Source organism: Maridesulfovibrio spiralis (SeqCode), from assembly GCF_048571135.1.
Lineage (GTDB): Bacteria > Desulfobacterota > Desulfovibrionia > Desulfovibrionales > Desulfovibrionaceae > Maridesulfovibrio > Maridesulfovibrio spiralis.
Genome location: NZ_CP182344.1, coordinates 2,580,097 through 2,606,855 on the forward strand (window position 1 = coordinate 2,580,097; position 26,759 = coordinate 2,606,855).

Below are 26,759 nucleotides of genomic sequence, written 5' to 3' on the forward strand. Positions count from 1 at the left end.
GCTTGTTTAGTAGTGAAGAATGTCTTCAGGCAGAATGAAATTATTCCACTTCCCGCTGTAGCGGTTCATTTTTTCGAGCAGAAACATGGAGCGGTTGAACATTTCCTTGGCAAAAGCGTAGTTGAATTCGAAGCGGGTGGAAGTGTAGAAGGAGCGCGCCAAGGCAAGAGTCAATCTGGCCTGCCATGTTTCATCGTTGTTTTCCTGCGCGAATTCTTCCGCAAAGTTGTATGTGCGGGAGATGACGGCGTTTATTTTGTTTCGGATGGGGCGGTCGAAAACGGGCATGCGGAATCCGGAAACAAGGAAGACCGATAGGTCCTGAATGTAGTCAAAATCGCGGGAGCGGTGCAGGTCGATGAACCTGACCCGTTCGTCGTCATTGCTGTAAACAACATTGTTGCAGTTGAAGTCGCCGTGGATGAACACGGTGAAAGGAGCCGGAAGGGTTTCTTCGATAGTTCTACATTCGTTGATCAGTTCTTCTGAAGATACTATCTCTGCAGATCCCAGTTGGCGGGAATTGCGGTGGAATTCCGGGTGGACCTGAAGAACCCCGTTCTGACGAGACTTGAGCTGGTCCATGAAGGTGGTCCGGATTGATTGTTCCTTCTTGGTGGTGGTCCAGACATGGCGAAGGGTCTGTTCAAGGGTGAACAGGGCGTTTTCCAGATCATTATCGTCCGAAGTCAGGATCATTGTATCAAGAGTACAGCCGGGCAGGAATTCTACCAGCATGGACCCTTTGTTTTCTTCTTTACTTTCGTGGAAACCGAAAATTTCAGGAACCATGCCCGGAAAGCGTTCAGCCCATTGTTCAAGGCTGGCTTTTTCCAGTTTGATTTTATCGAGATTGCCTTCTTTGTAGATACTTCCCTGTGCTACCGGGGGATTGTTCTTGTTGTCATCCCCTTTGGCTTGTATCCGGCCTATGCGGCAGCCGGAGCGGGAGCCCCAGATACCCTGAAAGTCGATATCGGAGAACGATCCATCGTAGCCGGAAACACTCAAGGTCTGTTGCAGGGATTCGAACTGCTCAATCTTGATTCGTTCGCCGAGAATGGAAAAGATGATTGCTTCCCCGATGTTGAGCAGGGAGTCTCCGATCCTTTCCAGATACCGGAAGATAAACAGGCAGGTAACGAGGTCCGGGATGTTTTTCCCGCTGCCCATTTCCGCCATAATGCGGTTGAAGTTATCTTTGTAAAGTGAATCCAGACGGTATTCGGATTTACATATTTCAAGGGCCAGAGGCATGTCTTCAGAATTGAAGCCCTCGGCTATTTTTTCAACTGTTCCCTCAATTATATCGAAGGCTTCAGCGCACTCGTAGCGGTTAACGTAACCTTTGTCTTCCAGATAAGCCATCTGGTTGACGATGTTTACACAGTGGTCGCCGATTCGTTCCAGATTAACCGATGAGACCTGTATGGCCCTGATTTTGTTCAGCAGCTTGGTGTCAAGATCAATGGAGCTGTTGATTCGTGAATATGACTTGTTCTCGATAACGGTTTTAAGATTATCGATATAATCGTCGCGGGATGTTATCTTGCGGAACAAGGAACGGGAGGGCGAATTTACGAACTCCCGTGTTGCCTTGAGCTGATTTAGAACCTCAATAATGAGGAATTTAAAGTTTTCGTCCAACCCTTCGAATGTAAGCATAGTTTAGGTGTCGATGTTTAGGGTTTTGTCAGATGTCTCTGCGTCTACAACAGAATCTTTCCAACCGATTTTGATATTGACCTTATTGCTACCGGATTTTCTTTTAGCTTTTACAGTAAAATTAAGCAGTCCTTCCGGGTGCAGTTCAATTTCATCGCCGTTGGTGGAAAGCTTTATGTTTCCAGACTCAAATCCATCAACAAGGGATTGCAGGAAGGTTCGGATAGTCTCCGCATCCTGCAATGATTCAAATACGAACTTTTTTTCGCCTGCCATCATGTTTCTCCATAAGATGTTTTGCTGCTTCTAACATTGAGTGTAACGTGAATGATTGCAGCAATGTGAAGATTAGATGACGAAGGTATTGCTCGGTTAACCTGCCATTCGGGATTTGTATTCCTGAATTACAGAGTGACGGTCGATTCCGGCCACGATGAGTTTTTTTCTGATATTCAGGTCGTCCCATGCGGGCTGCAGGCCGATTTCGCGCGCAGCCTTTGCCGGGTCTTGAGTTTCAAGCGGTTTGGTTTTTTCGCTCATGTGGCAGTCGTCACCCATAAAAATGAGTAGTTCTTTACTGCCGGAAGGGCGAGAAGCGTTTTGCTCGTTGACCACGGAGATCAGGAAGTCGGTATAACGCTGGGATTGAGGGTTCCAGACCTCAATGCCGTCCACATCATATTTTGCCAGCAGAATGGGCCAGAATTCTTCGGGGTGGGGAATGACAACGCATCCGCCAAGGGAGCGGGCTTCCTCAATCACTTCAGTGGCCCGGTAGAAAAATTTAAGAGAGAAGTCAGCCTTGACCAGCTTTTTAACAGTTTTGAGATAGGCCTGAATGCGGTTGATCAGTGTGTCTCCGTATTTTGGGCGCATGGCATCAAAATAGTTGCGCAGCAGTTTGTTCTTGATGGAATCCCGGGGAACGCTGGACCATTCTTCATCAAGCATTGTCTGGATTTTGGTCACGTAGACGCGAACCATTTCCACGAGATCCTCATCAGCACCAGTGGATTTGGCTGCTTTTTCTATGCGGTCTTCAATCGGTTTGGTGATGGTGTCCATGTACTGGAAAAGCTGGGAGGAGCGGTATTTGAATGTGTGGGCCAGCATGGATTTCAGCACATGGGCTTCCTGCACTTTTTCATTTTCAAAGTGGAGCAGGAGCTGAACTTTCTGGTTGAATCCGCTGGCATAGCAGTCCACCTCAACCCCGGTGTAATCCCCGTAACTCATCAGCAGGTTATGCTGGGTGGGGATCATGAGCTTGTCGTGTACATTGGGGAACATCTTTGCCACGCGTTGGGTAATGTGCTTAAAGGGAACGAATTCCGGATGCCAGTGCGCGGCCAGCAGGTTCTCCTGCCGGGGATAGATTTTGGAGGGGGTGACCACCTGCTCGATCTGCCAGTCGGCAAGTTCTGTGGAGATCACTTCATGGAATCGTTGGCGATCTTCGTCTGTAATTTCAGGAGAAACTTTTACTGCCGCGGGGCAGGATGCTGCTGTGTTCATTTTATCCTCTTATTTGTACCGTGAATGGCAGTGGGCAGTGATGCTGTTAATTTCGTCACAGGCTTTATGGGCGGCATCAATGTCTGAGTCGTTACAGGCCTGCTGAAATTGTCTACAGGCTTCCGTGAATTCGTCGTAATATTCATCGCCGTAGCCTTCGAAGCCGACCATGAGCTTGGAGTCGGTCATGAATTCTTCCACCACGCCAGCGGGGGGAAGAGTACCGGCATGTACTGATTTGAAAATAATTTTAAAGGATGCTTTCATCCTTTTTTTGAGTGATTTATATTTGGGTTTAGCTGATGCCGTTTCTTCTGCAACAGAACTTTCTATTTTGTCTTCAGCTATTTCTTCTTTTTCCGCTGGCATGGGCTTGGCCGTTACTTTGACAGCCGTATGGCCGAACTCATTTCGAATGTTGATTTTGAGCTTTTTGAAACCCTCAATCATCACCAGATATGCATCTTCTTCCGAGGCTCCTCCTTCAAGGGCGTCCGCCATCTTGCGCAGGAAGGCCGGGAGTTCACCGGGCTGGATATATTTTTCTATTTTGCTTTTTTTAGCCATATCAACTCTCCGTATTTCTCTGATGTTTATTGATGCAAGACTGGCAGCAGGTCGGTTTATCCCTACAGGATGTATATGATCGACTTAGCACAATAATTGCGGTTTTGTTACAATTTGGCAACTGAGTAGAGGGCATTACTTTACAAACGACGATACCAGAAGTGTCAGGTTTTGTGGATTATATACCTGTATGGTGGTATCCGGCCAGTAAGAATTTACAGTAAAGCCCGAAATCTTTTTAGATTCCGGGCCTTATAGTAATTTGTTTCAGGTGGTAATATTTAATCTTCAGCAATCGCCAGTTCTTCAAGGTTTTTGCCAGTTTCCTGCTCAATGGCAGTCTTAATGCGCAATGCTGTCTCTTTGCGTTGCATCAAATCTTCAGCCTTTTGGGTATCGTTCCCACATGCTTCTATTTTATGGTCATACATATAAATAACTGTGACCATCTGGTCCCCTTTGACCAGCTTGTCGGCGATGAAGACAATTTCTTTCTCTGTAACTGAAAGTTTGCCGGAATATTCAAGGTCATTATGCGCTCCGACGATATCGGCTACTTCGGGATACCCTTCTTCGCGAAGAAGGGCGGCTCCTGCGGCAGCATGGTCCTCCTGACCCTTGGCAATGTCATGCAGCAATGCTCCCGCTGTTATCAGGGCTAGATTTGGTCCTCTGTCGCGTAGCCACTTTAAATCACGCCCGATGCGCCGGGCGACGTCGCGGACCATTCTGGAGTGGATTACGGACGTTTCCGGGGTGTTGTGGGAAGCGAGGAGTTTTTCACATTGTTCCGGGGTAGGAATAAGCATGGGTGGATTCCTTGTGTGATGTGCGAGTTGACTAGTGTAAAGCGTGGAACCAATCATGGAACTCACTCATTTTCCTGTTTGGGCATGTGTTCTTATTGCTGATATACTCTAGTATATTGTCGGTTGAAACATTAAACCTGTATAAAGAATTAATTGTTCCTGCTCGGGATCTTTTTGTTGTCGTGAGTATCTCGTATTTTAGGAATATTTCTCTTAATTCACTCCAGTTTGGGTTATTGATGATTGGGTTAAACTGGGGGTCAGTAGCTTTGTCTAGGTCAAAAAAAAGTTTGTTCATTGTTTTTTTGTAGAACTTTTCAATAAGATCAATGACTTCTTTTTGTCTTTGGTTGAATTCTATTAGATGAGATGTATCATGGTTATTTGCTCCAAGTTGTGTAAATATACTATGTATTTCTTTAAGTGAGTTGTATTTATTCGATTCGAAGTGAAGAGAACTCAATGTGTTAGTGGGTATTATGTCCGATCCATTAAAAATGCTAGAATTTGATATGTGCATATTTGAAAATGTGCAGTTTTTAAATTGGGAATTTGTTAATTTGACTCCATGTGCGTACAAATCTCTGAAAGTGCAGTTTAAGAAGACTGAAGCATTAGTTGAAAAGCCATTGATTGATTCTCTATAGCATTCTATTTCTTTAATTGTAATATTGTTTAGATCGGATCTTTGCCTCAGTATAGAGCAGATCAAAGATCCTATGTTTCTTCTCGCTAAACTGCCAACAGGGCTTTTTGAGCTAACGCAACAGAGTATTTCGATTGTTTTTTTTGCTTTAGCGGGAGATTGTTGGCTGTTTTCGTGCTCAAAGTATTGGATGAAGTTTTCACCAAGTAAAGAGCGTGAAAAGAATAGTTTTAAATCTCGATTGTTTTCAGCGAATATTAGCTGATTAAGGCTGTTCAGCAGGAAATAGTCATAATATGCTTGGCTTTCAAACTTGAGAAGTTGTTCATCTCCTACGAATTCTGAAGACAGTAATGCATGTGATGTTACTTTGTTAGTAAAGATGGCTGCGTCTTCTGGAGATATCTTTTGGTCCTCAGTGACAATTTCAGCAACTGTCTGAAGAGTTTCTTGATCGATTGTTCGTTGTTCTTGCCACCAAAGCTCTATCGCTAATTCGTTCAAAAAACTTTTGTGGTTTTGAATAGTAAGTATCGGCACACCTTGACGGTTTAGCATTTTGTTGTTTTCACGCTCTATGTAGAAATTCAGTAATGATTCTACTAAATTTACTTCGTTCAGTATTGCGCTTGTGTTTTGGTTGTTAGATGTTTGCTTATGACTGAAGAAATCTGCTAATTGTGCGCAAAAGAATGGTTTTGATAGAAGGAGACTGTTGTGGGGGGGGATGAGTCTGAATTGTTGCTCTGCTGCGTCAGTAAAAATCGTGCCATCTCTCTCTTCTACTTTTTTGAAGTATTGCCTTCTTTGTTCTTCTGTCCAATCACATATTTCAATTGTCTCAAATTGATAGTTGAGTGGATCAACAGAGTTGTAGTTGTTAGCTATGTATGAAAGCATCTTGGCATCGTAGAATGTGGAGCGACCCGTCGCTATTATGCACCCATTTTCTTTAAGTGACATCAAAAAGCTTGAAAGAGATTTAAACGCATCTGCAAATCCACCAGAACCAATTAATTCATCAAATCCATCAATAATAGGTATGATAAGGGTGTTTCGAGTTAAGGCACTAAGAGCATCATAGCGGAATTGTAAATTGTATCGCTGAGTCTCCAAGGCGATGGCCTCTTCAATTCTTGCGAGTGCTCTCCCTTGAGCATCGATGTAAAAATAAAGAAAATCTGATTTTGCTTGTTGGTATAGCATGGCTTGTGAGCGCGTGATATCTTTTACGGCAATTGATTTTCCTGCCCCAGCTTGCCCACGGATAAAGATGACTTGCGTTGCATTGATTAATTCATTTTTAGAAACAAGAGGGGTTGCGAGGATCTGTTTTATTAGTTGTTTAAATTCAATTCTTTCAGTCTCTTTATTTGAATCGGGGATACGATTAGCTTCAGTGGTAAGATGTAGTGGCATTGTTTGCATATTCGCAACAATCTGAGACGATGTGTATTCTAGGTCAGCCATAGCAGGACTTGCGAGAAAATCTCTATAAGTAAATATTGAATCATTGAAATTTACTTTGATCTGATGATCTCTTGTTATGGTAAATGTTGCATTCTTAGTAATTCTTTTGTCTTTCCACTCTAAAGTAAGTTTATTGTTTTTTGCCTTGATTTGATTCAGCGTATTTCTATTTGCAAAACAGTTAATATCATATTTGATGTTAGAATACGTTTCATCGATGTCGTTTGATATTGGCCAACGCAATTTATAGCCCTCCTGCATAATTTGCTATACATCCAGTTTCTATTTTGCACCTGTCCAGATGAATATCAAAATGTAATTGTTCTTTATTTCTGAATAGAAAAATATCTTTTCCTGATTCCGAGGCATAGATTAGGCCCGGAATCATGTCGTAGTCGCCCGAAACAACACCAATCATGTCAAAGTCGTCATTGTGTGTGTAGTGGGCAATATCAATAACTAGTGATGTGTCGACAGTTTTTTGCTCGAATACACTGAAAAAATGTTTAGGTTTTATGTTGCAGGGGGTCGGGCAGCCATTGGCAGCCGCTTCCAATCCTTTATATATAGGACAGTTCGTATCTGGACATTGTTCATTTACTTTATCACTTATGGAAATGACTTTATTTAATGGTTGAGTTTTGACAGTCTGTAATAGGTGTTTATGTGGTGCAATTGCGATATGGTCAGCAATTATAAATTTTAATCTACATTTTTTCTCAATTTTCGGAGCATTATATAAGGCTGCACTTAGCATATTATATCTATCTGAATATTCTTCAGAATTGTTAATATACCATCCTCCATAAAATCTTATAGTTAATTCGTTTAGATTGTATGTGTCCTTATTCCATTGTCCAAGGTAACTGATTAGTTGGTTTAAACAGCTTGTGACATGTCGTTGGTTCGCCCTTCTGCCTATGCTTTGAAAGTTAGCATAGTTATCAAAGTCCACTAGGATAATTCCATTTTTCATTTTAAGTATGTGTAGTTATGATTTATTTTTTAGTAGTGTGTCATGGTTTTATTCTCATGTCTAGATTACGACTTCTAATTATGAATTAGGGGTGGTTGTTTTTAATAATTATTGCATAGGTCATTGGTATAGTGATCAAAAGATCGTGTTTTGCTCAGAAAAGAGTGTTGCAATCTTGGTGCGAGCGCTATTGAGCGGTTGTATGCGCTATGACTGCCGCATAGTGTTCTTCAAATAATGGTCCGGGTAAATTATTCCTCAACCCTTCCCTTGTAAAACTCAATGAAATTGCGCACCAGCGGGGTCATCCGTTCCGGGTTCCAGATCATGCCGATCTCGAAGGGGTGCAGCTCTATTTCAAGTGGCTTGAGGGCGATGCCGTCGGGGATGGTCCCGGCTGAATCGCTGTTGATTACGGTCCAGCCAAGTCCAGCGGCGACGAATACGTTTCCGGTGTGTTTGCGTTCGTATTGCATCCCTATTTTTAGTTCAAGGTTTCTTTCACTGAAAATTTTCTGCATCTCCTTTACGCGCATGCGGCAGTATGAATCCGTGCTGCATATATAGGGAAGTTTTGAAATGTCTTTAAGACTCAGCACGTTTTTTTGCGCAAGGGGATGGCTGGCCGGAATAGCTGCGCAGGTGCTGGTCTTGTGAACAGTCAGGCATTCCAGACCCTTGGTGTCGACAAGGTTCATGGTCACGAAGCCAACATGGCGAGTTCCTTCCCGGACTGCGTTTATCTGGTGGTATGTGTTTTCATCGTAAAGACTGACATCCACATCAGGGTAATCCCCAATGAAATCGCCCATGATCTGCGGGAATGTTGAGGACAGGGCTAGATAAATGAAGCTGATCTTCAGTTTGCCTGCCCGTCCATTGCCCATGGCGTGCAGGGTTGTTTTGGAGCGGTCCATGATGCCCAGCATTTCCTTGGCTTCCTGGAGAAAGTATTTGCCCTCTTCAGTCAACTCCACTTTGCGGTTGTTACGGTTGAATAAGCGCACTTCCAGCTCTTCTTCCATATTCTGAATCTGTCTGCTTAGCGGAGGTTGCTGGATGTGCAGCCGTTCAGCCGCCTTTCCAAAATGCAGCTCTTCGGCAACAGCGATAAAATAGCGTAATTGACGCATGCGCATAATGATACCTTTTTGATCTCAAAGTTTAGGTAAATGGTATTGGATCAGTATTATACTTTGTCCTACCTTAAATCAAACACAAATCGGAGGTTCTCAAAATGTATGGATTGTATTCTTCAGGTTTTGCAAGTCGGCTGGTGGCAACGGTTCTGGCAACGATCTTATTTTGCGGGGCTATGGTCGTTTCGTCACAGGCTGGGATGCTGGTGGCAGAGGGCAAACGTAGCCGCTACATTGCCGATCAGGAAGCAGGGATTGTTTATGTGGTCTATGCTGATGGCGAGTGGGTGCGTTTTGCGGACGGATTCGGGCATATCAGCGGCTTTTGCACTGCTCCAGACAACGCGGTTTATGTTCTCTCCGCTTCGCAGCGCAGACTGTATCGGGTTAGTGCTGATGGAGAGGTTGCTGATGTCAGGAAAGTCGGTTCATGTCCGCAGGCTATTTTTGTGGATCGCGATGGGGTAGTGAAATTTGTTCAGCGCAGCGGGGTGGTAACGGATGTCCATTAAACTTGAGCGGCATAGAAAGCAAAAAAGGATTGAATCTTTCGATTCAATCCTTTTTTGGAAAAGTGGCGTCCCCAAGGGGATTTGAACCCCTGTCGCCGGCGTGAAAGGCCGGTGTCCTGGGCCAGGCTAGACGATGGGGACGCATTTCAAATATGCACCTGCTTCAGTGGCCTGAATCACTTTGTTACGAAGCCGGTTTTATATAAGGACTTGGCTGGCAAGTCGTTTTTACGATGGCGTCCCCAAGGGGATTTGAACCCCTGTCGCCGGCGTGAAAGGCCGGTGTCCTGGGCCAGGCTAGACGATGGGGACGCATCTTAAATATGTACCTGCTTCAGTGGCCTGAATCACTTTTACGAAGCCGGATTTTGAGTCAACCTCATCTGGCATTAAGGTTGTTTTTACTGATGGCGTCCCCAAGGGGATTTGAACCCCTGTCGCCGGCGTGAAAGGCCGGTGTCCTGGGCCAGGCTAGACGATGGGGACGCATCTGTATAAAAGACCCGCTTCAGTAGCCTGATACTTAGTGAAGCGGGTAAAATTTTTGCTGGCTGGGACACAAGGACTCGAACCTTGATTAACGGAACCAGAACCCGTCGTCCTGCCAATTGAACGATGTCCCAGCAGCGAGAAAACGTTTTATGTATATTCGGTGTGGCTGTCAACAAGAAAATAAAACTTTTTTGAAAAAAGTGAAGGGGGGAGTGACTGTTATTAATTGTTTCCATATTATACTCCTCGGTTGACAACAAAAAATTATCATCAAGGGGACTAATGTGACAGCTACAAAGTACGGCGGGAAAAGCGTTGAAGAATGGATTTCACAGCATGAAACCATAAAGCAGCTGGTCAGCTGCGAAGAGGTCAGCTGGTTCAACAGGAGCAGCAAAACATATGCTGAGGCGGCAGCCAGGATTCCTTTTGGCGAAACGAATGTCAGGGATGCCGTGGATAGATTGGAAAGATTCAGGCCTTACATTGCCAAGGTTTTTCCTGAAACTGCAGGAGCGGGTGGACTCATAGAATCACCGGTCAGGGAAATTTCAGCCATGAAAGCCGCATTGGAAGATAAGTATGGTTTAGTGCTTCCGGGCAGGTTGCTTGCTAAATGTGACAATCTTCTTCCGATTTCCGGTTCCATTAAAGCCCGTGGTGGGATTTATGAGGTTTTGAAGCATGCGGAGACCTTGGCGATTAAATCCGGGATGCTGAATACAAGTGATGATTATTCGATAATTGATTCCGAAAAGTTTCGTTCTTTTTACGGGAAATATTCCATTGCGGTTGGGTCCACAGGTAATCTCGGGCTTTCCATCGGAATAATGGGTGCACAGCTCGGCTTCAAAGTTAGTGTGCATATGTCTGCTGATGCGCGGCAGTGGAAAAAGGATATGCTGCGTTCCAAAGGCGTGAATGTTCTGGAGTATGAATCTGATTATAGTCTGGCAGTGGCGGAAGGGCGCAATGAAGCTGCTGCTGATCCGAGCTGCTATTTCATTGATGATGAAAATTCGATCAATCTTTTTATGGGTTACGCTGTGGCTGCCGGACGTTTGAAAAAGCAGTTCGCTGAAATGGGCGTTGTGGTGGATGAGGATCATCCCCTATTTGCATATCTTCCCTGCGGTGTCGGCGGAGGGCCGGGTGGTGTTGCTTTTGGTCTGAAGCTGGCTTTCGGGGATAATGTGCATTGCATTTTTGCCGAGCCTACCCATTCTCCAGCCATGTTGCTCGGGCTTTATACAGGGTTGCATGATGGAGTCAGTGTGCAGGATTTCGGAATTGATAACCTGACTGCTGCGGACGGTCTGGCTGTCGGGCGTCCTTCAGGTTTTGTGGGCAGAACCCTGCATGCACTGCTGGATGGGGTAATCTCAGTCAGCGATGAAAATATGTATATGTTACTTGCCATGATGGCGGACACTGAGGATTTAGAGCTGGAGCCGTCAGCCTTAGCGGGAGTCCCCGGGATAATCAGAGTTCTGTCTGATCAAAATTATCTTGCTCAGCACAATTTAACCGGAAAAATGGAACAGGCTATCCATCTCGCATGGTGCACTGGTGGGAGCATGGTTCCTGCTGAAGAGATGGCCGTTTATTATGAGAAAGGGAAGGGGCTTTGTGGATAGGGGCAAGGTGACGCCCTCAGATTTGCTTTCAAAACGAAAAAGCCCGATTCTTGCGAATCGGGCTTTGAAATTTCGTGGCGTCCCCAAGGGGATTTGAACCCCTGTCGCCGGCGTGAAAGGCCGGTGTCCTGGGCCAGGCTAGACGATGGGGACGCATCTTGAATATGTACCTGCTTCACTATGGCCTATTGCGTGAAGCCGGATTTTTGGGAAGACTTGTTCTGGCAGTTCAAGTCTATTTTATTGAGTGGCGTCCCCAAGGGGATTTGAACCCCTGTCGCCGGCGTGAAAGGCCGGTGTCCTGGGCCAGGCTAGACGATGGGGACGCATCTCATAAAATTTGTTGTTGGCTGGGACACAAGGACTCGAACCTTGATTAACGGAACCAGAACCCGTCGTCCTGCCAATTGAACGATGTCCCAGCAACGAGAAGAGTGTTTATTTGGAATGACTCTTCTTGTCAACAACTATTTTCAAAATTTTTAAAGTATTTTGAAAATAAAATTATTATACAGACTTAGCAAGAGCGCGAGTCTGTTTTTTCATTCTGTTGATTTTGCGGCGGAGCTGGCTACGCTCTTTGCGGCCTTCAGCAGCTTTCTTTTCGATACGAGTTTCTCTCATCTTTCTTTTGATGGTGAGAATACGATCTTTGTAAGGGGAAACTGCGCCTTCTTCTTCAACGATTCCGAGGTATTCCTTGATGTTGGAAATCAGGGTTTCCTTGTCCATACCGGAAGCACCGGCGATCAGGGGCATTTTGTTCATGCAGAGCTGACGCAGGTCTTTGGTGGTCATTTTTTCGAGGGGCTTCTTCAGTTCAAGGCTCTCGAGGGTGGGGGTTTCATCACTCATAATATCCTCCTTAAGGTGGGCTTTATGCCCTGAAATTTATGATTTTTCAAAAAGGCGGACGTACTTCAGATAACATCTTCCGACCGCCGATTCTGGATCAAATTTGTCTTTCAACCCGCCGATTTTGCCGGGTTTCTTGATCTTGGCGTCCTTGAACAAAGTACGCTTCAATTCGTACCCGTCCAATGGAACCCTGCCGTTTAGCAGTTCAAATAGCACCTTGTCAAAGACTTCTTCACCAAAAAATGAATTTATTCTTTCCAGGATCTCCGGGGCGAAGTATGATAGCTCCTGTGCGGCTACGGAATCCTCGGATGCGAGGATCAAGGTCCGCTTGCGGTGTCCCAGCGGTTTGGCGAACTCGGAGAGTTCGCCCATCAGGTCCGGCCATGCTTTCCAAAGTCTTGGAATCATGAGCTTATATTCACCATCCATGCTCGAAACATAGTCACCCATGGCTTCGCCCATGTGGCGGACTTTGCGCTGGCGGGGATGGAATACCCGTTTGCGAGGACCGTTATATTTTTTCTTTGCTGCCATGTTATATGATATACCCGTAATGATCTTGGTGAAGGTTCTTTATACATTAAATTCCATCTTGGCAAAAGCTTTCAGCTTGTCCATAAGAACAAAACATCTGCGGCCTTGCTGCGAAAAAGCCTTCTGTACAGCCTGCAGGGGGCAGCGTCTATATATAATATTAGTGCTTGACGCTTCCCTTGTCGAGAGGTAGTGCCTATTCAGATTTTGTTATATAAAGATGTCGTTATGTTTTGCCGATGGGGTGTTTGATGGAAATTTTGAAATTCAGCAAGGCATTGTCCGATGAGATTCGTATCAGGCTTTTAGCCATGTTGCGGGACAATGAGCTTAATGTTGGTGAGGTTGTGCAGGTTCTGGGTATGTCCCAGCCGCGTGTTTCCCGCCATTTGAAAATCATGCATGAGAGCGGCCTTCTGGAATCCAGAAGGGAAGGACTCTGGAATTTCTACCGCTTGGCCCGTTCTGGCAGCGGCAACCGTTTTGCGGAATCCATCAGCTGGCTCATTGAGAATGAACCTGAGGTCGAAGAAGACCGTCACCGCGTGGCTAAGGTTCTGGCAGAGCGTAACATGGAGACACGCAAATTTTTTGATGAAATAGCTGAAGACTGGGAACGCTTGCAGAGCGATGTTTTCGGTGAATTCAATTTGGATAGCGAGTTGCTGACCCTTGTAGAGCGTTGCAATGTAGGCGTTGATCTTGGTTGCGGAAACGGTTCCCTGCTGGAAAGTCTGCTGTCCAAATGTGAAACTGTAATCGGTGTGGACAGTTCTCCAAAGATGTTGGAGCTGGCTGAGAAACGTTTGGGTAACCACCCCGACGTAAGTCTGCGCATCGGTGAGCTTACTCATTTGCCCCTGCGTGACTGGGAAGCGGACCTGACTTTTATTTCCATGGTCCTGCATCACCTGCCACGCCCGGACAAAGCCGTTGCCGAGGCCGCACGGACTCTTTCCAGTGGCGGTAAGCTGGTTATTGCCGATTTTCTCGCGCACGCAAATGAGCGCATGCGCAGTGAATTTGGTGACCGCAGACTCGGTTTTACAGAAGAAGAACTTGGTGGATGGATGGAGGATGCCGGGCTTGGCTCCATTGATATTCGCCGATATCCTGTTAATGAAGGACTGACTGTCCTTGTATGTATATCAACTAAAAAATAATTAAGGCAGCTGGTATTTTCAACTGTCTGAGCGAAATTAAAATGATGGAGGTTTCCATGCTTAAAGTAGATCCGAAACTTGATTACAAAGTTGCTGATATTTCCCTCGCCGACTGGGGTAACAAGGAAATGCAGCTTTCCGAGCGTGAAATGCCCGGTCTCATGGCTATCCGTGCAAAATACGGTGAAGAGAAGCCTCTCAAGGGCCTCAAGGTCATGGGCTCCCTGCACATGACCATCCAGACTGCAATGCTCATCGAGACTCTGTATGCTCTCGGTGCTGACATTCGCTGGGCTTCCTGCAATATTTTTTCCACTCAGGACCACGCAGCAGCAGCTATCGCAGCTAACGGTACTGCCAAAGTCTTCGCATGGAAGGGTGAGACCCTCGAAGAATACTGGTGGTGCACCGAGCAGGCTCTGACCTGGCCTGACGGTTCCGGCCCTGACCTCATCGTTGATGATGGCGGTGACGCAACTCTGCTCATCCACCACGGTGTGAAAGCTGAAAAAGACGCTTCCGTTGCTGACGAGAAGACCGACAACAAGGAATTCCAGTGCGTTCTGGACCGCATTAAGCTTTCTCTCGCAGAAGCCCCCGGCAAATGGACCGCAATCGCGAAAAAAGTACGCGGTGTTTCCGAGGAAACCACCACTGGCGTACACCGCCTCTACCAGATGCAGGAAGCAGGCGAACTGCTCTTCCCCGCAATCAACGTTAACGACTCCGTTACCAAGTCCAAATTCGACAACCTCTATGGTTGCCGCGAGTCTCTTGCTGACGGCATCAAGCGCGCCACCGATGTTATGATCGCCGGTAAAGTAGTCGTTGTTGTCGGTTACGGTGATGTTGGTAAGGGTTGCGCCCAGTCCATGCGCGGTTTCGGCGCACGTGTACTCGTTACCGAGATCGATCCCATCTGCGCATTGCAGGCTGCCATGGAAGGTTTTGAAGTAACCACCATGGACAACGCTGTTGAACGCGGTGATGTTTTCGTTACCTGCACCGGTAACTACCACGTTGTTAAAGGCGAGCACATTGCCCGCATGAAAGATGAAGCTATCATCTGCAACATCGGTCACTTTGATAACGAAATTGAAATGGGCTACCTCGAAGACAACCCCAAGGCTGAAAAAATCGAAATCAAGCCTCAGGTTGATAAATGGGTTCTGGAATCCGGCAAGTCCGTAATCGTTCTTGCTGAAGGCCGCCTTGTAAACCTCGGTTGCGCTACCGGTCACCCCAGTTTCGTAATGTCCAACAGCTTCACCAACCAGGCTCTTGCACAGATCGACCTCGCTAAGAACGACTACGAGCCTCAGGTTATGATCCTCTCCAAGAAGCTCGACGAAGAAGTTGCACGTCTGCACCTTGAGCGTCTCGGTGTTGAGCTTGATGTTCTCTCCAAGGAACAGGCAGACTATATCAGCGTTGATGTTGACGGTCCCTACAAGCCTGATCACTACCGCTACTAATTTTACTTTCCTTCGGGAATGTTGATTTGAATATTGAAATTCCGCAGTGCTTATGTGCTGCGGAATTTTTTATTGTAACACATTTCTCCTTTACATTTACTCTATAATAAGTAACTAACTCCCACCTCGGCGTGACTGGACGCATGCAAAGATCATATTCTTTTTATCTGGAAATCCGCTTCGCTTTTCGAAGCCCTTATCCCCTACGTCCCAGAGATTATTAAGTATTCGGAAGATAAATTCCGCAGCACGGATACCGTCACGCGTAGCCGTCAGATAAAGTCCTTTCACTACTGGATATATTTGTGAGTTTTAAACAATTTTCTTTTGACCGGCGTATAATGGCCGGAATCAATGCTTGCGGCTATGAAACGCCGACCCCCATTCAGACTAAAGCCATTCCCGAAGTTCTCAAAGGTCATGATGTCATGGGCCTTGCCCAGACCGGAACCGGTAAAACCGCTGCCTTTGCACTTCCTATCATGCAGCGCCTACTGGAGAATAAGTTCTCCGGGGAAGGACCGGTAAGGGTTCTGGTGCTTGCACCTACCCGTGAACTGGCTTTGCAGATTCATGAAAACTTTATGGAGCTGGGCGTTGAGGCCGGAATCCGCAGTGCTCCTGTTTTTGGCGGTGTGGGAGCTATGCCCCAGATTCAGGCTGCGCGGCGTTCATCAGTTGTTGTCGCCTGCCCCGGACGCCTGCTGGACTTGATTAATCAGGGAGTTATCAAGCTTGATAAAGTAGAAACTCTTGTGCTGGATGAGGCTGACCGTATGCTGGATATGGGGTTTCTGCCTGATATACGCCGGATTATGTCCCGGCTGCCCAAGAACCGCCAGAATCTGCTTTTTTCCGCAACCATGCCCAATGACATCCGCGACCTTGCGGATAAAATGTTGCACCGTCCGGCAACTGTGCAGGTGGCGAATACCGCCCCGGCCAAGACAGTGGAACATGCATTTTATCCGGTCGGCCAGCATTTGAAGAATACATTACTGTTCAAGGTGCTTGCGGAAACCAATTACGATAGTCTGCTGATTTTTACGCGTACCAAGCACAAGGCAAAAAACCTTGCCCGCAGGCTTGTCGCAAGGGGCCATAAGGCGACTTTTTTGCAGGGAAATATGAGTCAAAATCAGCGGCAGCGTTCTCTTGACGGATTCCGTGACGGAACATTCAAGGTAATGGTCGCGACTGATATCGCGGCGCGCGGAATTGATTGTGACCGAATCAGCCATGTGCTCAATCTGGATATTCCGGATACTGCCGAGACATACACCCACCGCATCGGCAGGACCGGGCGTGCAGGGCGTAGTGGTAGCGCATTTACTTTTGTTACCCGTGACGACCTGCGGCTCATGCGTGAGATTGAGAAGGCAGTCGGTTACTCCATTGAGCACCGCACCTTAGAAGATTTTGATTATGACAAGCCCAACTTGCATGGGGATCAGCCGAAGGGCGGAGGCCGTAAGCCTGCCGGAGGCCACAAGCCCGCTGTTGGGCGCAAACCCGCACGCGGCCGCAAGCCTGCCGGGGATCGTAAGCCTGTTGAAGAGAGTAAAGCAGGTGGAGAACGTAAATCTACTGGAGAGCGCAAAACATCCAGAGGTCGCAAGCCCGCTGAAAATCGCAGGTCGAGCGACAATCGCAGGTCGAGCGACAATCGCAGGTCGAGCGAAGATCGCAGGTCGAGCGACAATCGCAGATCGAGCGACAATCGCAGGTCGAGCGAAAATCGTAGGTCGAGCGAAGATCGCAGGTCGAGCGAAGATCGTAGGTCTGAAGGTAGACGTAAGTCCGGATCAGGGCGCAAATCGAGCGGCGGTCCTACTAAGCATTCTGATGAAAGACGCGATTCCCGCCCAGTAAAAAAGCGTAACTCAGCAGGATCTAAAAGCTCTCAGGATGAAGCACCTAAACGTAAAGCTGGGCGTCCTCCAAGAAGAAAACGGCGTCCTTCACGTTTTTCTAAAGTATAATCAGGCTGTTTGCTGCAAAGCCTTTTTAGTTATAAGCAGAAATTATTTATTTTCTAAATATTTCTCTTGACTTTTGTGTGGAAGTAGTAAAACAGTGTCTGTAGTTGCCAACGGCCTCTTGGAAGGAAGTTGGTTTTAGTTTAATCAGGTATATCAAGGAGCCGTGTACGCATCCTGTACGCCGCTCCTTTTTTTTATACCTAACGCATTTGCGTGAAAGTTTTTTACACCTTTTTAGGAGAATTTTTAATGTCCAAGAACATCTATGTCGGTAACCTGCCCTGGTCTGCAACTGAAGACGAAGTCCGCGCTGCTTTCGAAGCTTACGGTGAAGTTGTATCTGTTAAACTCATCGAAGACAGAGAAACCGGGCGTCCCCGTGGCTTCGGTTTTGTTGAAATGGAAGACGCTGGCGCAATGGATGCTATCGACAATCTGGATGGTAAAGACTTCGGCGGCCGTAACCTCAAGGTTAACGAAGCGAAGCCCCGTGCACCGCGTCCCCGCTGGTAGTCAATATATAGTTTGACTGTCTTTTCTGAGCAATGAATTGCTCGTAAGCCCGTTTTTCCTGCGAAAGACGGGCTTTTTTGTTTTCAGTCCAAAAGCATTTCGATATAACTTTTCCGGTTAGCAAAGTTCCTTCCTATTTTTTCTTTTCGGGGATTCATACATGCTTCGTAAATTAATATTGTTTGTTTTTCTTTTATGCATTCCGTCCGTCACGCTTGCTCAGCCCTTTCATGTGCGCACTTCTTCTTTTGTTTCAATGGACGGAGAAACTGTTTTTGATAGCAGATATCTCACTGACGGAAACAGCACTACCGGTTGGGTTGAGAATGGTGATGGCAGTGGAGTCGGGGAATGGGTGCAATTCTTCTTCCCGGCACAGGTTATTGTGGATTCCGTAAAGATTGTGAACGGAGTTGATGGTGGCAACATGGGTAAGGTCAACCGGATCAAAAATGTTTCAGTTTCCTTTTCCGGTGGTCAGCGTCAGGAATTTACTCTGATCGATTCAGCGAAGAAACAGAGTCCTAGAATCCGTAAATTCCCTACCACAAGTTTGGGAGTCAACGTGCGTTCAGTATATCAGCAGGAGAATGTTGAGCATGCAGGGTTTGCGGAGATTCTGATCAAATACCACCGTATTACCCCGGAAGAATTGGCGGCGGCAGCAGCTCCGGTGAAAGATCCTCTGGATACCTCTGTTGTCGGGGAAGCGGTGGTGCTTAATACTCGCAAGATGAGTGCAGAAGAAAAGAAGGTTCTTTATGAAAAAATGAGCGAGTTGGAAAAAAAGCAGGTAGTGCTTGATGAAATGAAGGAATTCTTCGATAAATTCTACACCAATTTTGTGACCATCAACGAAGAATATCCACGTATGCATACGCATGATAAATTTATGCTGGAAAGCTCCACCTTCGAGAGCTTCCGGTCCATGCTGGAAAAGCGTAAGGTTCTTGATAAATATCAACAGGCGGTAGTTTCAACATCCGGCCTGCGCTACAGCATCCGGACCCTGACCCCCACAGAAGTCGAACTTTGGGTCAAGGGCGAGTACACGGTCATTTATGATATGAAATCGCACCAGATAACGGAGAATTCCCTTTTCCATCTGAAGAAAGAGTACGGCGAATGGAAAGTTAATAATAAAACTGAATTTTAAATAAAAAGCGGTGGATGACAATGAGTCAACCACCGCTTTTTATTTTATGCAGCGAAGATTACTAAAAGTTTTTGGGAATCTTAAACCCTTTTTACAAAAAGGGTTTAAGTCCCCGGAGGGTTCCCAGAAAGGTCCGCCGGAGGCATCCTATCTGGTATGATGGGTCCAGTACTCAACATTGGGGCTGAGGTGCAGCAGGCCAAACTCCTGTCCCAGTTCAATCAGCAGTACCGCAGCGAAACATATGATAAGCAGCATGCCAGAATATTTGCGTATGGACCCTTCCGGTGAGTATTTCCAAACGATAAATCCGGGCAGTATTCCGAAGATGATGCACTCACCTACCCCGCCGACGAGGTTGATCGCCACCAGAAAAATATCTGGATAGAGCAGCCCGACCAGAAGCGGCGGAATGAAAGATAAACACCAGATTACAATCTTGTTATCAATACCGAAGTTGCTGGAGGCCAGATCTCGCATGAAGCTGAGAAGTGCTGTACCGTTAGCCATAAAAGCTGTGGACATGGCAACCACGGCAAAGATCAGGGCCACATAGGTAAATACTGGGGTCTGGAGCAGTTTTTCCAGCGGGATGGTAGCCGGGTCGTTGTTGCCGAATGCGGTGATCAGGTCGATATGTGTTTCAGGATTGGAGAGCGGTAGCGCACCGAGCACAACCAGCAGCCAGGTGATATTCATGACCATGCCGATGGTGGTTCCGCCGATGATTGCGGTACGGATTTTTTTACGGTCATGTCCCAGCGTGCGGCAGATGCTGGGGATTATGTTGTGGAAATGAAAGGCCATGAGCAGGACTGGAAGGCCTGCCGGGATATATGTCCAGTCAAAAGCTTCGAGGTTTGGGGCGGAAACATCGGGCACAACCATGAAAACCAGTGCGCCGAAGGTAATCCACATGATGGTGACCATGTAAGGCGTACATTTCTTCATCATCTGCATGCCGAATGCGGTCATCCCGGTGACCAGCGCGAAATAAAGAACCATGATAACCGATTGGGGCAGGGTGGATTGCAGGCTCATTATGATGGCTGAGATTCCGCAAAGATAGGCTACCAGCACCCCGTAAAGAATAATCAGGTTGGCGACTATTGTTACCCATTTTCCGGCATTGCCAAGTTCATGGTGAAAGAATGTGGGCAGGTCCGCGTTTTCATTGGTGGTCAGGCTTTTTTGTTCTGAGTAGATCAGTGCAGTGTAAGTCATAAGCACCCACATAAGCAGGGTTGCGGCTACGGAAGGGTAGAACCCGGCCGCACAGAGGTTAACAGGCAGGGCGAGAATACCCGCTCCGAGCATGTTCCCCACAACAACGAACATCATGGACAGGGCGGAAGCTGATTTTTCCTGCGTCATTCATATCTCCTGTTGCAAATAAGTTGAAAAAAAAGCCCGCACAGTATTGGTTGTGCGGGCCTTAAAAATTCTATTTTTCGGTTTCAACGAGGTTCAACGGGTGCGTGTGAACCATGGCTTCAGGCGACAGAGCCTTGTCGAGATCTTCCTTGGACATGTACCCCTTCTCGATAACGATATCGTATACCGAGCGGTTGGATGTGAGCGCTTCGTTGGCGACCTCGGTTGATTTTTCGTAGCCGATGTATGGGTTGAGAGCAGTAACCAGCCCGATGCTGTTTTCCACGTAGCTCCGGCAGACATCTTCATTGGCAGTTATGCCGGAGATGCATCGGTCGGCGAGGGTGCGGAATCCCCGGCGCATGATGGTCAGGGAATTAAGCAGGCTGGCGGAAATTACAGGTTCCATGACGTTCAGCTCAAGCTGTCCGCCTTCTGCCGCCATACTTACGGTGACGTCGCTGCCGATTACGGTGAAAGCAATCTGGTTGACCACTTCCGGGATGATCGGGTTGACTTTGCCGGGCATGATTGAGGAACCCGGAGCCATGCGCGGAAGATTAATTTCATTAAATCCACAGCGTGGTCCTGAAGAAAGAAGACGCAGGTCGTTGCATATTTTGGAAATTTTAACGGCAACGCGTTTCAGCACGCCGGAAAGCTGTACGTATGCACCTGTATCCTGAGTGGCTTCAACGAGGTCCGGGGCCAGTTCAAGGTCGAAACCGCTTATCTCCTTGAGCTTGTCTGTAACCATCTGGGCGTATTTAGGCGGTGCATTCAGTCCGGTTCCGATGGCGGTTCCGCCCATGTTGATCTCGCAGATCAGGGTCTTTGCTTCGCGTACCCGTTCAATGTCCTCGCCGACCATGACCGAGTAGGAAGTGAATTCCTGACCGAGAGTCATGGGCACTGCATCCTGAAGCTGGGTTCGGCCCATTTTCAGGATATGGGAAAATTCTTTACCCTTGGCTGCGAAGCTTTCCTGCAGATATTCCATAGAATCGATGAGTTGATCCATCTTGGCAATCAGGGTCAGCCGGAGGCAGGTAGGATAGACGTCGTTGGTGGATTGAGCCATATTGATGTGGATATTCGGGTGCAGATTGTCATATTCACCGCGTTTGAAGCCGAGATGCTCAAGGCCGATGTTAGCGATTACTTCGTTGGCGTTCATGTTGGTGGAGGTTCCGGCTCCGCCCTGGATGATATCGACAATGAACTGGTCATGGTGCTTGTCGGCCAGCAGTTCGTCGCATGCAAAGACAATGGCTTTTGTTTTTTCATCGTCAAGTTTGCCTAACTCATTGTTGGTGAGTGCTGCGGCTTTTTTGATCTGGGCCATTGAATAAATGATATGCGGATAGTGGGAAATGGGAATCCCGGTGATGCGGAAGTTCTCGGATGCCCGCATGGTCTGGGCGCCGTAGAGAGCTTCTTCAGGGACGTCCTTTTGTCCTATGCAGTCGTGCTCAATGCGAATTTTCATTTCTTTCTCCAAAGAGTAGTAGTGTACTTAGAATGTGAAGGGTGGAGAAAGTGCGCAGGAGAGTCCCCGGCACATTACAACCCTTTTTGTTTACTTTTAGCATATCGGTATGTGGGGTCAATACAACTGATTGAACTCTTTGTTCATACGATTACTGGCTGAAAATGTGCCGTTTTTGTGAAACTGCTTTATTGGCTAAAATGAGAAACTGTTTTTGCCTCTGTTCTTGGCCTTATACATGGCTTCATCAGCAATGCGGATCAGGTGCTCTTTCGTTTTGCTGTCGTCGGGGAATACACTGATACCTATGCTGACACCTATGCGGTATATTTTTTCGCCAACGTAAAATGGCGGACGCATGGAGTCGATGATGCGCTGGGCAACAACTTCAATCTCATTGCGTGTCCCGACATCCTGCAGGATGAAGATGAATTCGTCACCTCCGATTCGCGAGAGAGTATCGCTTGTCCTTAGACAATCGCTGAACCTTCCCGCAACTTCCTTGAGTACTATATCTCCGGCCATGTGCCCCAGTTCGTCATTGACCTGCTTGAAGTTATCGAGATCGGCATAGAGGATGGCAACTTTCATGCGGTTTCTTTTTGCGTGTGAAAGTGCCTGTTTCAGACGGTCGTCGAAGAGAACCCGGTTGGGCAGTCCTGTCAGGTTGTCAAACATGGCCAGACGGCGCATGGTTTCCTCATGCTCTTTGCGCTCGGAAATATCCATGAGGAAGCCGTCCATGCGCACGATTTTTCCTTCATCATCTTTGATGGCCATGATGGATTCACTGGCCCAGAAGGTTGAACCGTCCTTGCGCTTGTGCATGGCTTCGAAGTTATCTGTGTGACCGAATTTTTCCAGAATGGTAATAAGACGTTCTCGTTCGCCAGAGGAAACATAGCAGTCTTTTGAAATATTTTTTATTTCATCAAAAAACTCTTGCATTGAAGGGTATCCGTAATATGAAGCCATCCGCCTGTTGGCGTTGATGAATTTGCCCTGTGGCGTGGTCTGGAATATCCCGAGCGGCGCAGTTGTGAAAAGGGTCCTGTAGTTTTCTTCCGCGCGTCTTAAAGCTTCTTCCTTCTTTTTACGGTCAGTAATGTCAAGGATGAACCCGACTATGCTGTTTTCATCAGGGAGCTTGGTTCCTTTTTCGTAAACCCAGCGCTCAGAACCATCATTGCGGATGATGCGATATTCATGTTCAAAGGAACAGTGGTTGCTTATTCCCTTGCTGATTTCATTCTTCAGCGCTGTGCGGTCATTGGGATGCACAAGGTCATAATACAGGCTTTTACCGTCTTTGAGGAAGTCTTCGGTGTGGTAACCGGTGACCCGGACAACCTTGGAGCTGATGTAATGCATTTTATAAGGCTGGCTCATTTCGCATTTATATATGATACCCGGTGCGTTTCCGGCAATAGCTTCGAATAAATTGTCTTTGCTTCGTAATTTCTTGTTTTGGCGGAGAAGGATTTGTTGTGATCTGTGGTAGTAAAAAAAGAAAATAATGGCGAAAAACAACAGCAGGATAAAAATGAACATTGCCGAACGTATAGCCCGAGCGGAGGCCATGGAGCTGGTAGCATCTGTTTCCGGTGCGGATATGGCGACCACCAGTTTCATTTCGCCCAGCTTTGCAGTATCCCAGGCAACCAGCTTGCGCTCCACATATTTATCGCGTTTGACGGTAAATGAGTATTCTCCTGAGCCATAAGGTTCATGCATCATGCGTGAATCAATTTTAATCAGGTCCTGATAGCCCTTGTGTAGTTCAAAAATATTCTTTCCCAGAATTTCCGGTTCCTGATCAAATATGACAGTGCCTGAACCGTCGACTATGTAGCCTGATCCGTATTTGCCGACCTGAAGCGATGAAATGTATTTATCGGTTAATTTGTCTAAGTCGATGACCACAGTCAGTATGCCTGCAAATTTATTCTTTACCCATACAGGCATTATTAGTCCGGCCAAACGCAGCTTATCATTAATGAGCGGTTTAGTGGTTAGGAATCCAGAACGCATACCCTCCACTGCGGAAAAATATTTTTCTGTCCATTTGAGCGCCATCTGGTGGGCCTGCATCAGTTTGCTGGAGTTTATTTCAGAGGTAAGGGGTTCGTCTTTTTTTACAGTATGGAAGCTCAGGAGCATAAGTGAGCCAAGGTCATTCTGTTTAATTTTGAAGAGGCGTTTGATGGATTGGGCTGAGCGTTTACCTTCAATGAAATCAACCAGCGAATAGCGAGCCAGTGTAGTTGCAGAATCTACTACACCGTCTAGTTTGTCTTTCAGTGCGGTGGCAGTCAGTTTTGCCTGTAGGGATTGCTGTTCATTGAAGACCCTTTCCTGGTCGCGAATAGACATGGTATCGAGCTTCAGGCAAAGGTAGCTGGCAATGCTCAAAATCATGATCAAGGGAATTATCAGCTTGAAAGGAATCCATTTGCTGAAAAAATTACCTGCTTTAGCTGAGAGAATCAAGTTTGGCTCCGGGCTTATTTTTCTGTGCTTTATTTATATTGTTGTCCGTTTGAGTCATTTCAATCAGCCGTTTAGTTTTGATACTACCTTGAAATTTTTGCTTATCCCATCCGCAATATAGATTACAATACCACTCCATATAAGGGCAAAAGTAATCAGTCTGGCTGAGTTGAAAGGCTCGTTGTATACAAAAACACCAAGCAGTAGTGCCAGAGTGGGGGCTATGTATTGCATCATACCCAAGGTAACAAGCCTCAGCCTGCGTGCTCCATGGGCAAAGAATATGAGCGGTAGAGATGTTGCCGCTCCGGCCCCAAACAGCAGAATATTATCTAATGTGCTTATTTTGTATATACTTATTTCTCCAGAAAAGGCCAGCCAGATAAGGTAAGCCGCCGATGCCGGAGCCAGTACGGCTGTCTCTACAAAAAGGCCCGGTAGAGATTCAACTTTCATAATCTTGCGCACCAGACCGTAAAAGGCGAAAGAGACAGCCAGAGTTAATGCTATATACGGGATATGGCCGTAATCAATTATAGAATACGCTACACCACAGGCCGCAAACATGATGGCAAGGGATTGCAATCTGTTCAATTTTTCTTTCATGAAGATGAAGCCAAGCAATGCGTTCATCAGGGGGGTCATATAATAGCCCATGCTGGTGTCTACCACATGACCGTGATTGACTGCCCAGATGTAGATAAACCAGTTTACCCCGATCAGGCTGCTGCTCAAAGTCAGTAGTATCTTCCCTTTTTTGTCAGCAAGGGCTGCTTTAACTTCTGTCCAGCGTTTTTTGCAGGAAAGCAAAGCTGCTACAAAAAAAAGAGACCATACAATCCTATTGCATAGCAGTTCTAGCGAGGGTACTTCTTCTAGTGATTTCCAGTAGATAGGCAGTAAACCCCACATGATGAAGGCGGCTGCGGCATACATCAGTCCGTCGTGGGTGTTTTTGTTCATCTTTCCGTTCCTTTTGAATTAATGAGGCAGGAAAGATATGCCAATCATCAACCGCTTGCAATATACTAATTATTAAAATCTCCGGCTGATTATCAAATGCTGATATCGATACACAGAATAGAAGAACGCGGGGTGTCGTAAATTTTTGTAGACACAGTTACGCAGTTGTTACCGGAAGCGAGTGATATGTATGGAGCTGTGGTGTGCCAGTTACTGCCTGATTTGATAGTCAGGTAGTATTCTTTCAAGGAATGGTCCGCGCCTTCCGGGGCCGGCTGATAGATAAGGCGGCGGTTTTCTTTTAATTTATATGGATTACATATGGTTTCCGAGATCTGCACCCCGTTGGTGTCGAGGATATAGGCACACTCGATAGTCGTGTTCTCGGTAATGAAAGCTGAAAGTGCTGAATCGGCTGTTCCGGGAGTGATGTCCATGAGTGCTTCGCGAAGCTTGCCAGCCATTCTTTTGTAGCTGTTTTCCATGATTTTCTGGCGGTTGATTTTTTCAAGAACATGAGTCTTGAAACGGGAAGCCAGAAATTTAATAGGAGTAATATCCGGATTTGCAGCAATTGCCGCAGGCATGGGACGGCCGAAAAAATAGCCCTGAAAAACATCGATACCAAGACTGAGCAGGGTAAGGGCTTCATCAACTGTTTCAATTCCTTCGGCCAGTGGGAGGCTTCCGGTGCGTTCGGCAAGACTGATCAGGGAACGGGTCACTTCCATATTGTAAAATCTTTCATTGATCCCGGTGATCAGCGAGCGGTCTATCTTGATGATGTCCGGCTCAAGGGACGGAATACGGTCAAGGTTTGAGTGTCCGGTTCCAACGTCATCAAGGGCTATAAGAAAGCCATGGTCTCGTGATTTTTCTACAAAAGAACTGAGTGCCCTGTCGCTTCCGGCTTTGGATTCGATGATTTCAAGAATGATATTATTAGCGGGAATATTGCATTTCTTAACCATTTTTCTGGTTATGCCATAGCCGAAGGTTTCTTCATTGATGATGGCTGCATCAATATTTACGGATAAGAGCAGGGAGCGGTCTGTCCTTGAAATGGGAGCAAATGTTTCAAACGCCTTCTTGCGGCAGGCTCTGTCCAGCCGGGTTAAGGTCTCAAAGTCCTCACACATGTCAAACAGAGTAAAAGGGGGAATACATTCCCCGGTGCGGGGATGAATGGCACGAGTCAGGGCCTCAAAGCCCAGCAAGCCTTTACGGTTCACGGAAATCAGCGGCTGCAATACTGTGGTCAGGCAATCATTTTCAATCAGTTCATTTATGGAGAAATCTAAAATAGTATTCATAATGCAGTCGCTTGTTTT

General features: G+C 46.6%; 22 protein-coding genes and 7 tRNA genes. 7 read left to right on the forward strand and 22 right to left on the reverse strand.

Annotated elements, in window-relative coordinates:
* Positions 1 to 6: 6 nt before the first annotated feature.
* The 8 genes from ACNI29_RS11620 to ACNI29_RS11655 all read right to left on the reverse strand — a co-directional run bounded on the left by ACNI29_RS11620 (position 7) and on the right by ACNI29_RS11655 (position 8,781).
* Positions 7 to 1,665, reverse strand: coding sequence for a PhoU domain-containing protein (locus tag ACNI29_RS11620; RefSeq protein WP_419778541.1), 1,659 nt, complete (start codon positions 1,663 to 1,665; stop codon positions 7 to 9).
* 3 nt (positions 1,666 to 1,668) lie between these two features.
* Positions 1,669 to 1,941, reverse strand: coding sequence for an amphi-Trp domain-containing protein (locus ACNI29_RS11625; RefSeq protein WP_419778542.1), 273 nt, complete (start codon positions 1,939 to 1,941; stop codon positions 1,669 to 1,671).
* A gap of 96 nt (positions 1,942 to 2,037) precedes the next feature.
* A complete protein-coding gene (locus tag ACNI29_RS11630; RefSeq protein WP_419778543.1) occupies positions 2,038 to 3,180 on the reverse strand; it encodes a hypothetical protein in 1,143 nt (380 codons plus the stop codon).
* 9 nt (positions 3,181 to 3,189) lie between these two features.
* A complete protein-coding gene (locus tag ACNI29_RS11635) occupies positions 3,190 to 3,747 on the reverse strand; it encodes a GAK system XXXCH domain-containing protein (RefSeq protein ID WP_419778544.1) in 558 nt (185 codons plus the stop codon).
* 281 nt (positions 3,748 to 4,028) lie between these two features.
* Positions 4,029 to 4,556: an HD domain-containing protein gene (locus ACNI29_RS11640; RefSeq protein ID WP_419778545.1), complete on the reverse strand. Its 528-nt coding sequence runs from the start codon at positions 4,554 to 4,556 to the stop codon at positions 4,029 to 4,031.
* A gap of 31 nt (positions 4,557 to 4,587) precedes the next feature.
* Complete coding sequence (locus ACNI29_RS11645; protein ID WP_419778546.1) at positions 4,588 to 6,915, reverse strand: NACHT domain-containing protein; 2,328 nt, start codon at positions 6,913 to 6,915, stop codon at positions 4,588 to 4,590.
* 1 nt (position 6,916) lies between these two features.
* Positions 6,917 to 7,648 carry an NYN domain-containing protein gene (locus ACNI29_RS11650; RefSeq protein WP_419778547.1) on the reverse strand — a complete coding sequence of 244 codons (732 nt, stop codon included), beginning with the start codon at positions 7,646 to 7,648 and terminating at the stop codon, positions 6,917 to 6,919.
* A gap of 251 nt (positions 7,649 to 7,899) precedes the next feature.
* Entirely contained in the window at positions 7,900 to 8,781 is an 882-nt protein-coding gene (locus ACNI29_RS11655) for a LysR family transcriptional regulator (RefSeq protein WP_419778548.1), read from the reverse strand.
* A gap of 104 nt (positions 8,782 to 8,885) precedes the next feature.
* On the opposite strand from ACNI29_RS11655, the gene ACNI29_RS11660 reads away from it, so the two are divergent.
* A complete protein-coding gene (locus tag ACNI29_RS11660) occupies positions 8,886 to 9,299 on the forward strand; it encodes an NHL repeat-containing protein (protein ID WP_419778549.1) in 414 nt (137 codons plus the stop codon).
* A gap of 63 nt (positions 9,300 to 9,362) precedes the next feature.
* Here ACNI29_RS11660 and ACNI29_RS11665 read toward each other — a convergent pair.
* The 4 genes from ACNI29_RS11665 to ACNI29_RS11680 all read right to left on the reverse strand — a co-directional run bounded on the left by ACNI29_RS11665 (position 9,363) and on the right by ACNI29_RS11680 (position 9,922).
* A tRNA-Glu gene (locus ACNI29_RS11665) sits at positions 9,363 to 9,440 on the reverse strand.
* 93 nt (positions 9,441 to 9,533) lie between these two features.
* A tRNA-Glu gene (locus ACNI29_RS11670) sits at positions 9,534 to 9,611 on the reverse strand.
* Positions 9,612 to 9,707: 96 nt separating this feature from the next.
* Positions 9,708 to 9,785: transfer RNA gene (locus tag ACNI29_RS11675), tRNA-Glu, on the reverse strand.
* A gap of 62 nt (positions 9,786 to 9,847) precedes the next feature.
* A tRNA-Gln gene (locus ACNI29_RS11680) sits at positions 9,848 to 9,922 on the reverse strand.
* A 153-nt stretch (positions 9,923 to 10,075) separates the two neighbouring features.
* Between ACNI29_RS11680 and dsdA the strand changes: the two genes are divergently transcribed.
* Positions 10,076 to 11,428, forward strand: a complete 1,353-nt coding sequence (gene dsdA / locus ACNI29_RS11685; RefSeq protein ID WP_419778550.1) for a D-serine ammonia-lyase — start codon at positions 10,076 to 10,078, stop codon at positions 11,426 to 11,428.
* A 75-nt stretch (positions 11,429 to 11,503) separates the two neighbouring features.
* Here dsdA and ACNI29_RS11690 read toward each other — a convergent pair.
* The 5 genes from ACNI29_RS11690 to ACNI29_RS11710 form a co-directional block, all read right to left on the reverse strand.
* Positions 11,504 to 11,581: transfer RNA gene (locus ACNI29_RS11690), tRNA-Glu, on the reverse strand.
* Between the two features lie 95 nt (positions 11,582 to 11,676).
* Positions 11,677 to 11,754, reverse strand: a tRNA-Glu gene (locus tag ACNI29_RS11695).
* Positions 11,755 to 11,775: 21 nt separating this feature from the next.
* Positions 11,776 to 11,850 (reverse strand) — tRNA-Gln (locus ACNI29_RS11700).
* Between the two features lie 85 nt (positions 11,851 to 11,935).
* Positions 11,936 to 12,283 carry a hypothetical protein gene (locus ACNI29_RS11705; protein ID WP_419778551.1) on the reverse strand — a complete coding sequence of 116 codons (348 nt, stop codon included), beginning with the start codon at positions 12,281 to 12,283 and terminating at the stop codon, positions 11,936 to 11,938.
* Between the two features lie 36 nt (positions 12,284 to 12,319).
* Complete coding sequence (locus ACNI29_RS11710; RefSeq protein WP_419778552.1) at positions 12,320 to 12,823, reverse strand: DciA family protein; 504 nt, start codon at positions 12,821 to 12,823, stop codon at positions 12,320 to 12,322.
* A 251-nt stretch (positions 12,824 to 13,074) separates the two neighbouring features.
* Here ACNI29_RS11710 and ACNI29_RS11715 point away from each other — a divergent pair, with 251 nt between their 5' ends.
* From ACNI29_RS11715 to ACNI29_RS11735, 5 genes are all read left to right on the forward strand, one after another.
* Positions 13,075 to 13,986 carry an ArsR/SmtB family transcription factor gene (locus tag ACNI29_RS11715; RefSeq protein ID WP_419778553.1) on the forward strand — a complete coding sequence of 304 codons (912 nt, stop codon included), beginning with the start codon at positions 13,075 to 13,077 and terminating at the stop codon, positions 13,984 to 13,986.
* Positions 13,987 to 14,042: 56 nt separating this feature from the next.
* Positions 14,043 to 15,461: an adenosylhomocysteinase gene (gene ahcY / locus ACNI29_RS11720; RefSeq protein ID WP_419778554.1), complete on the forward strand. Its 1,419-nt coding sequence runs from the start codon at positions 14,043 to 14,045 to the stop codon at positions 15,459 to 15,461.
* Positions 15,462 to 15,802: 341 nt separating this feature from the next.
* Complete coding sequence (locus ACNI29_RS11725) at positions 15,803 to 17,443, forward strand: DEAD/DEAH box helicase (protein ID WP_419778555.1); 1,641 nt, start codon at positions 15,803 to 15,805, stop codon at positions 17,441 to 17,443.
* A gap of 249 nt (positions 17,444 to 17,692) precedes the next feature.
* A complete protein-coding gene (gene rbp / locus ACNI29_RS11730) occupies positions 17,693 to 17,956 on the forward strand; it encodes an RNA-binding regulator (protein WP_319778537.1) in 264 nt (87 codons plus the stop codon).
* A 160-nt stretch (positions 17,957 to 18,116) separates the two neighbouring features.
* Entirely contained in the window at positions 18,117 to 19,112 is a 996-nt protein-coding gene (locus ACNI29_RS11735; RefSeq protein WP_419778556.1) for an NADase-type glycan-binding domain-containing protein, read from the forward strand.
* A gap of 147 nt (positions 19,113 to 19,259) precedes the next feature.
* Here the strand turns inward: ACNI29_RS11735 and ACNI29_RS11740 are convergent, their stop codons facing one another.
* From ACNI29_RS11740 to ACNI29_RS11760, 5 genes are all read right to left on the reverse strand, one after another.
* A complete protein-coding gene (locus ACNI29_RS11740) occupies positions 19,260 to 20,486 on the reverse strand; it encodes an aromatic amino acid transport family protein (protein WP_419778557.1) in 1,227 nt (408 codons plus the stop codon).
* A gap of 70 nt (positions 20,487 to 20,556) precedes the next feature.
* Positions 20,557 to 21,975 (reverse strand): aspartate ammonia-lyase, encoded by a 1,419-nt coding sequence (gene aspA / locus ACNI29_RS11745; RefSeq protein WP_419778558.1) that lies wholly within the window; start codon positions 21,973 to 21,975, stop codon positions 20,557 to 20,559.
* A 195-nt stretch (positions 21,976 to 22,170) separates the two neighbouring features.
* Entirely contained in the window at positions 22,171 to 24,465 is a 2,295-nt protein-coding gene (locus tag ACNI29_RS11750; protein ID WP_419778559.1) for a diguanylate cyclase domain-containing protein, read from the reverse strand.
* 63 nt (positions 24,466 to 24,528) lie between these two features.
* On the reverse strand, positions 24,529 to 25,428 hold the full coding sequence (gene rarD / locus ACNI29_RS11755) for an EamA family transporter RarD (protein ID WP_419778560.1): 900 nt from the start codon (positions 25,426 to 25,428) through the stop codon (positions 24,529 to 24,531).
* A gap of 92 nt (positions 25,429 to 25,520) precedes the next feature.
* Entirely contained in the window at positions 25,521 to 26,741 is a 1,221-nt protein-coding gene (locus ACNI29_RS11760; RefSeq protein WP_419778561.1) for an EAL domain-containing protein, read from the reverse strand.
* Between the last annotated feature and the right edge of the window lie 18 nt (positions 26,742 to 26,759).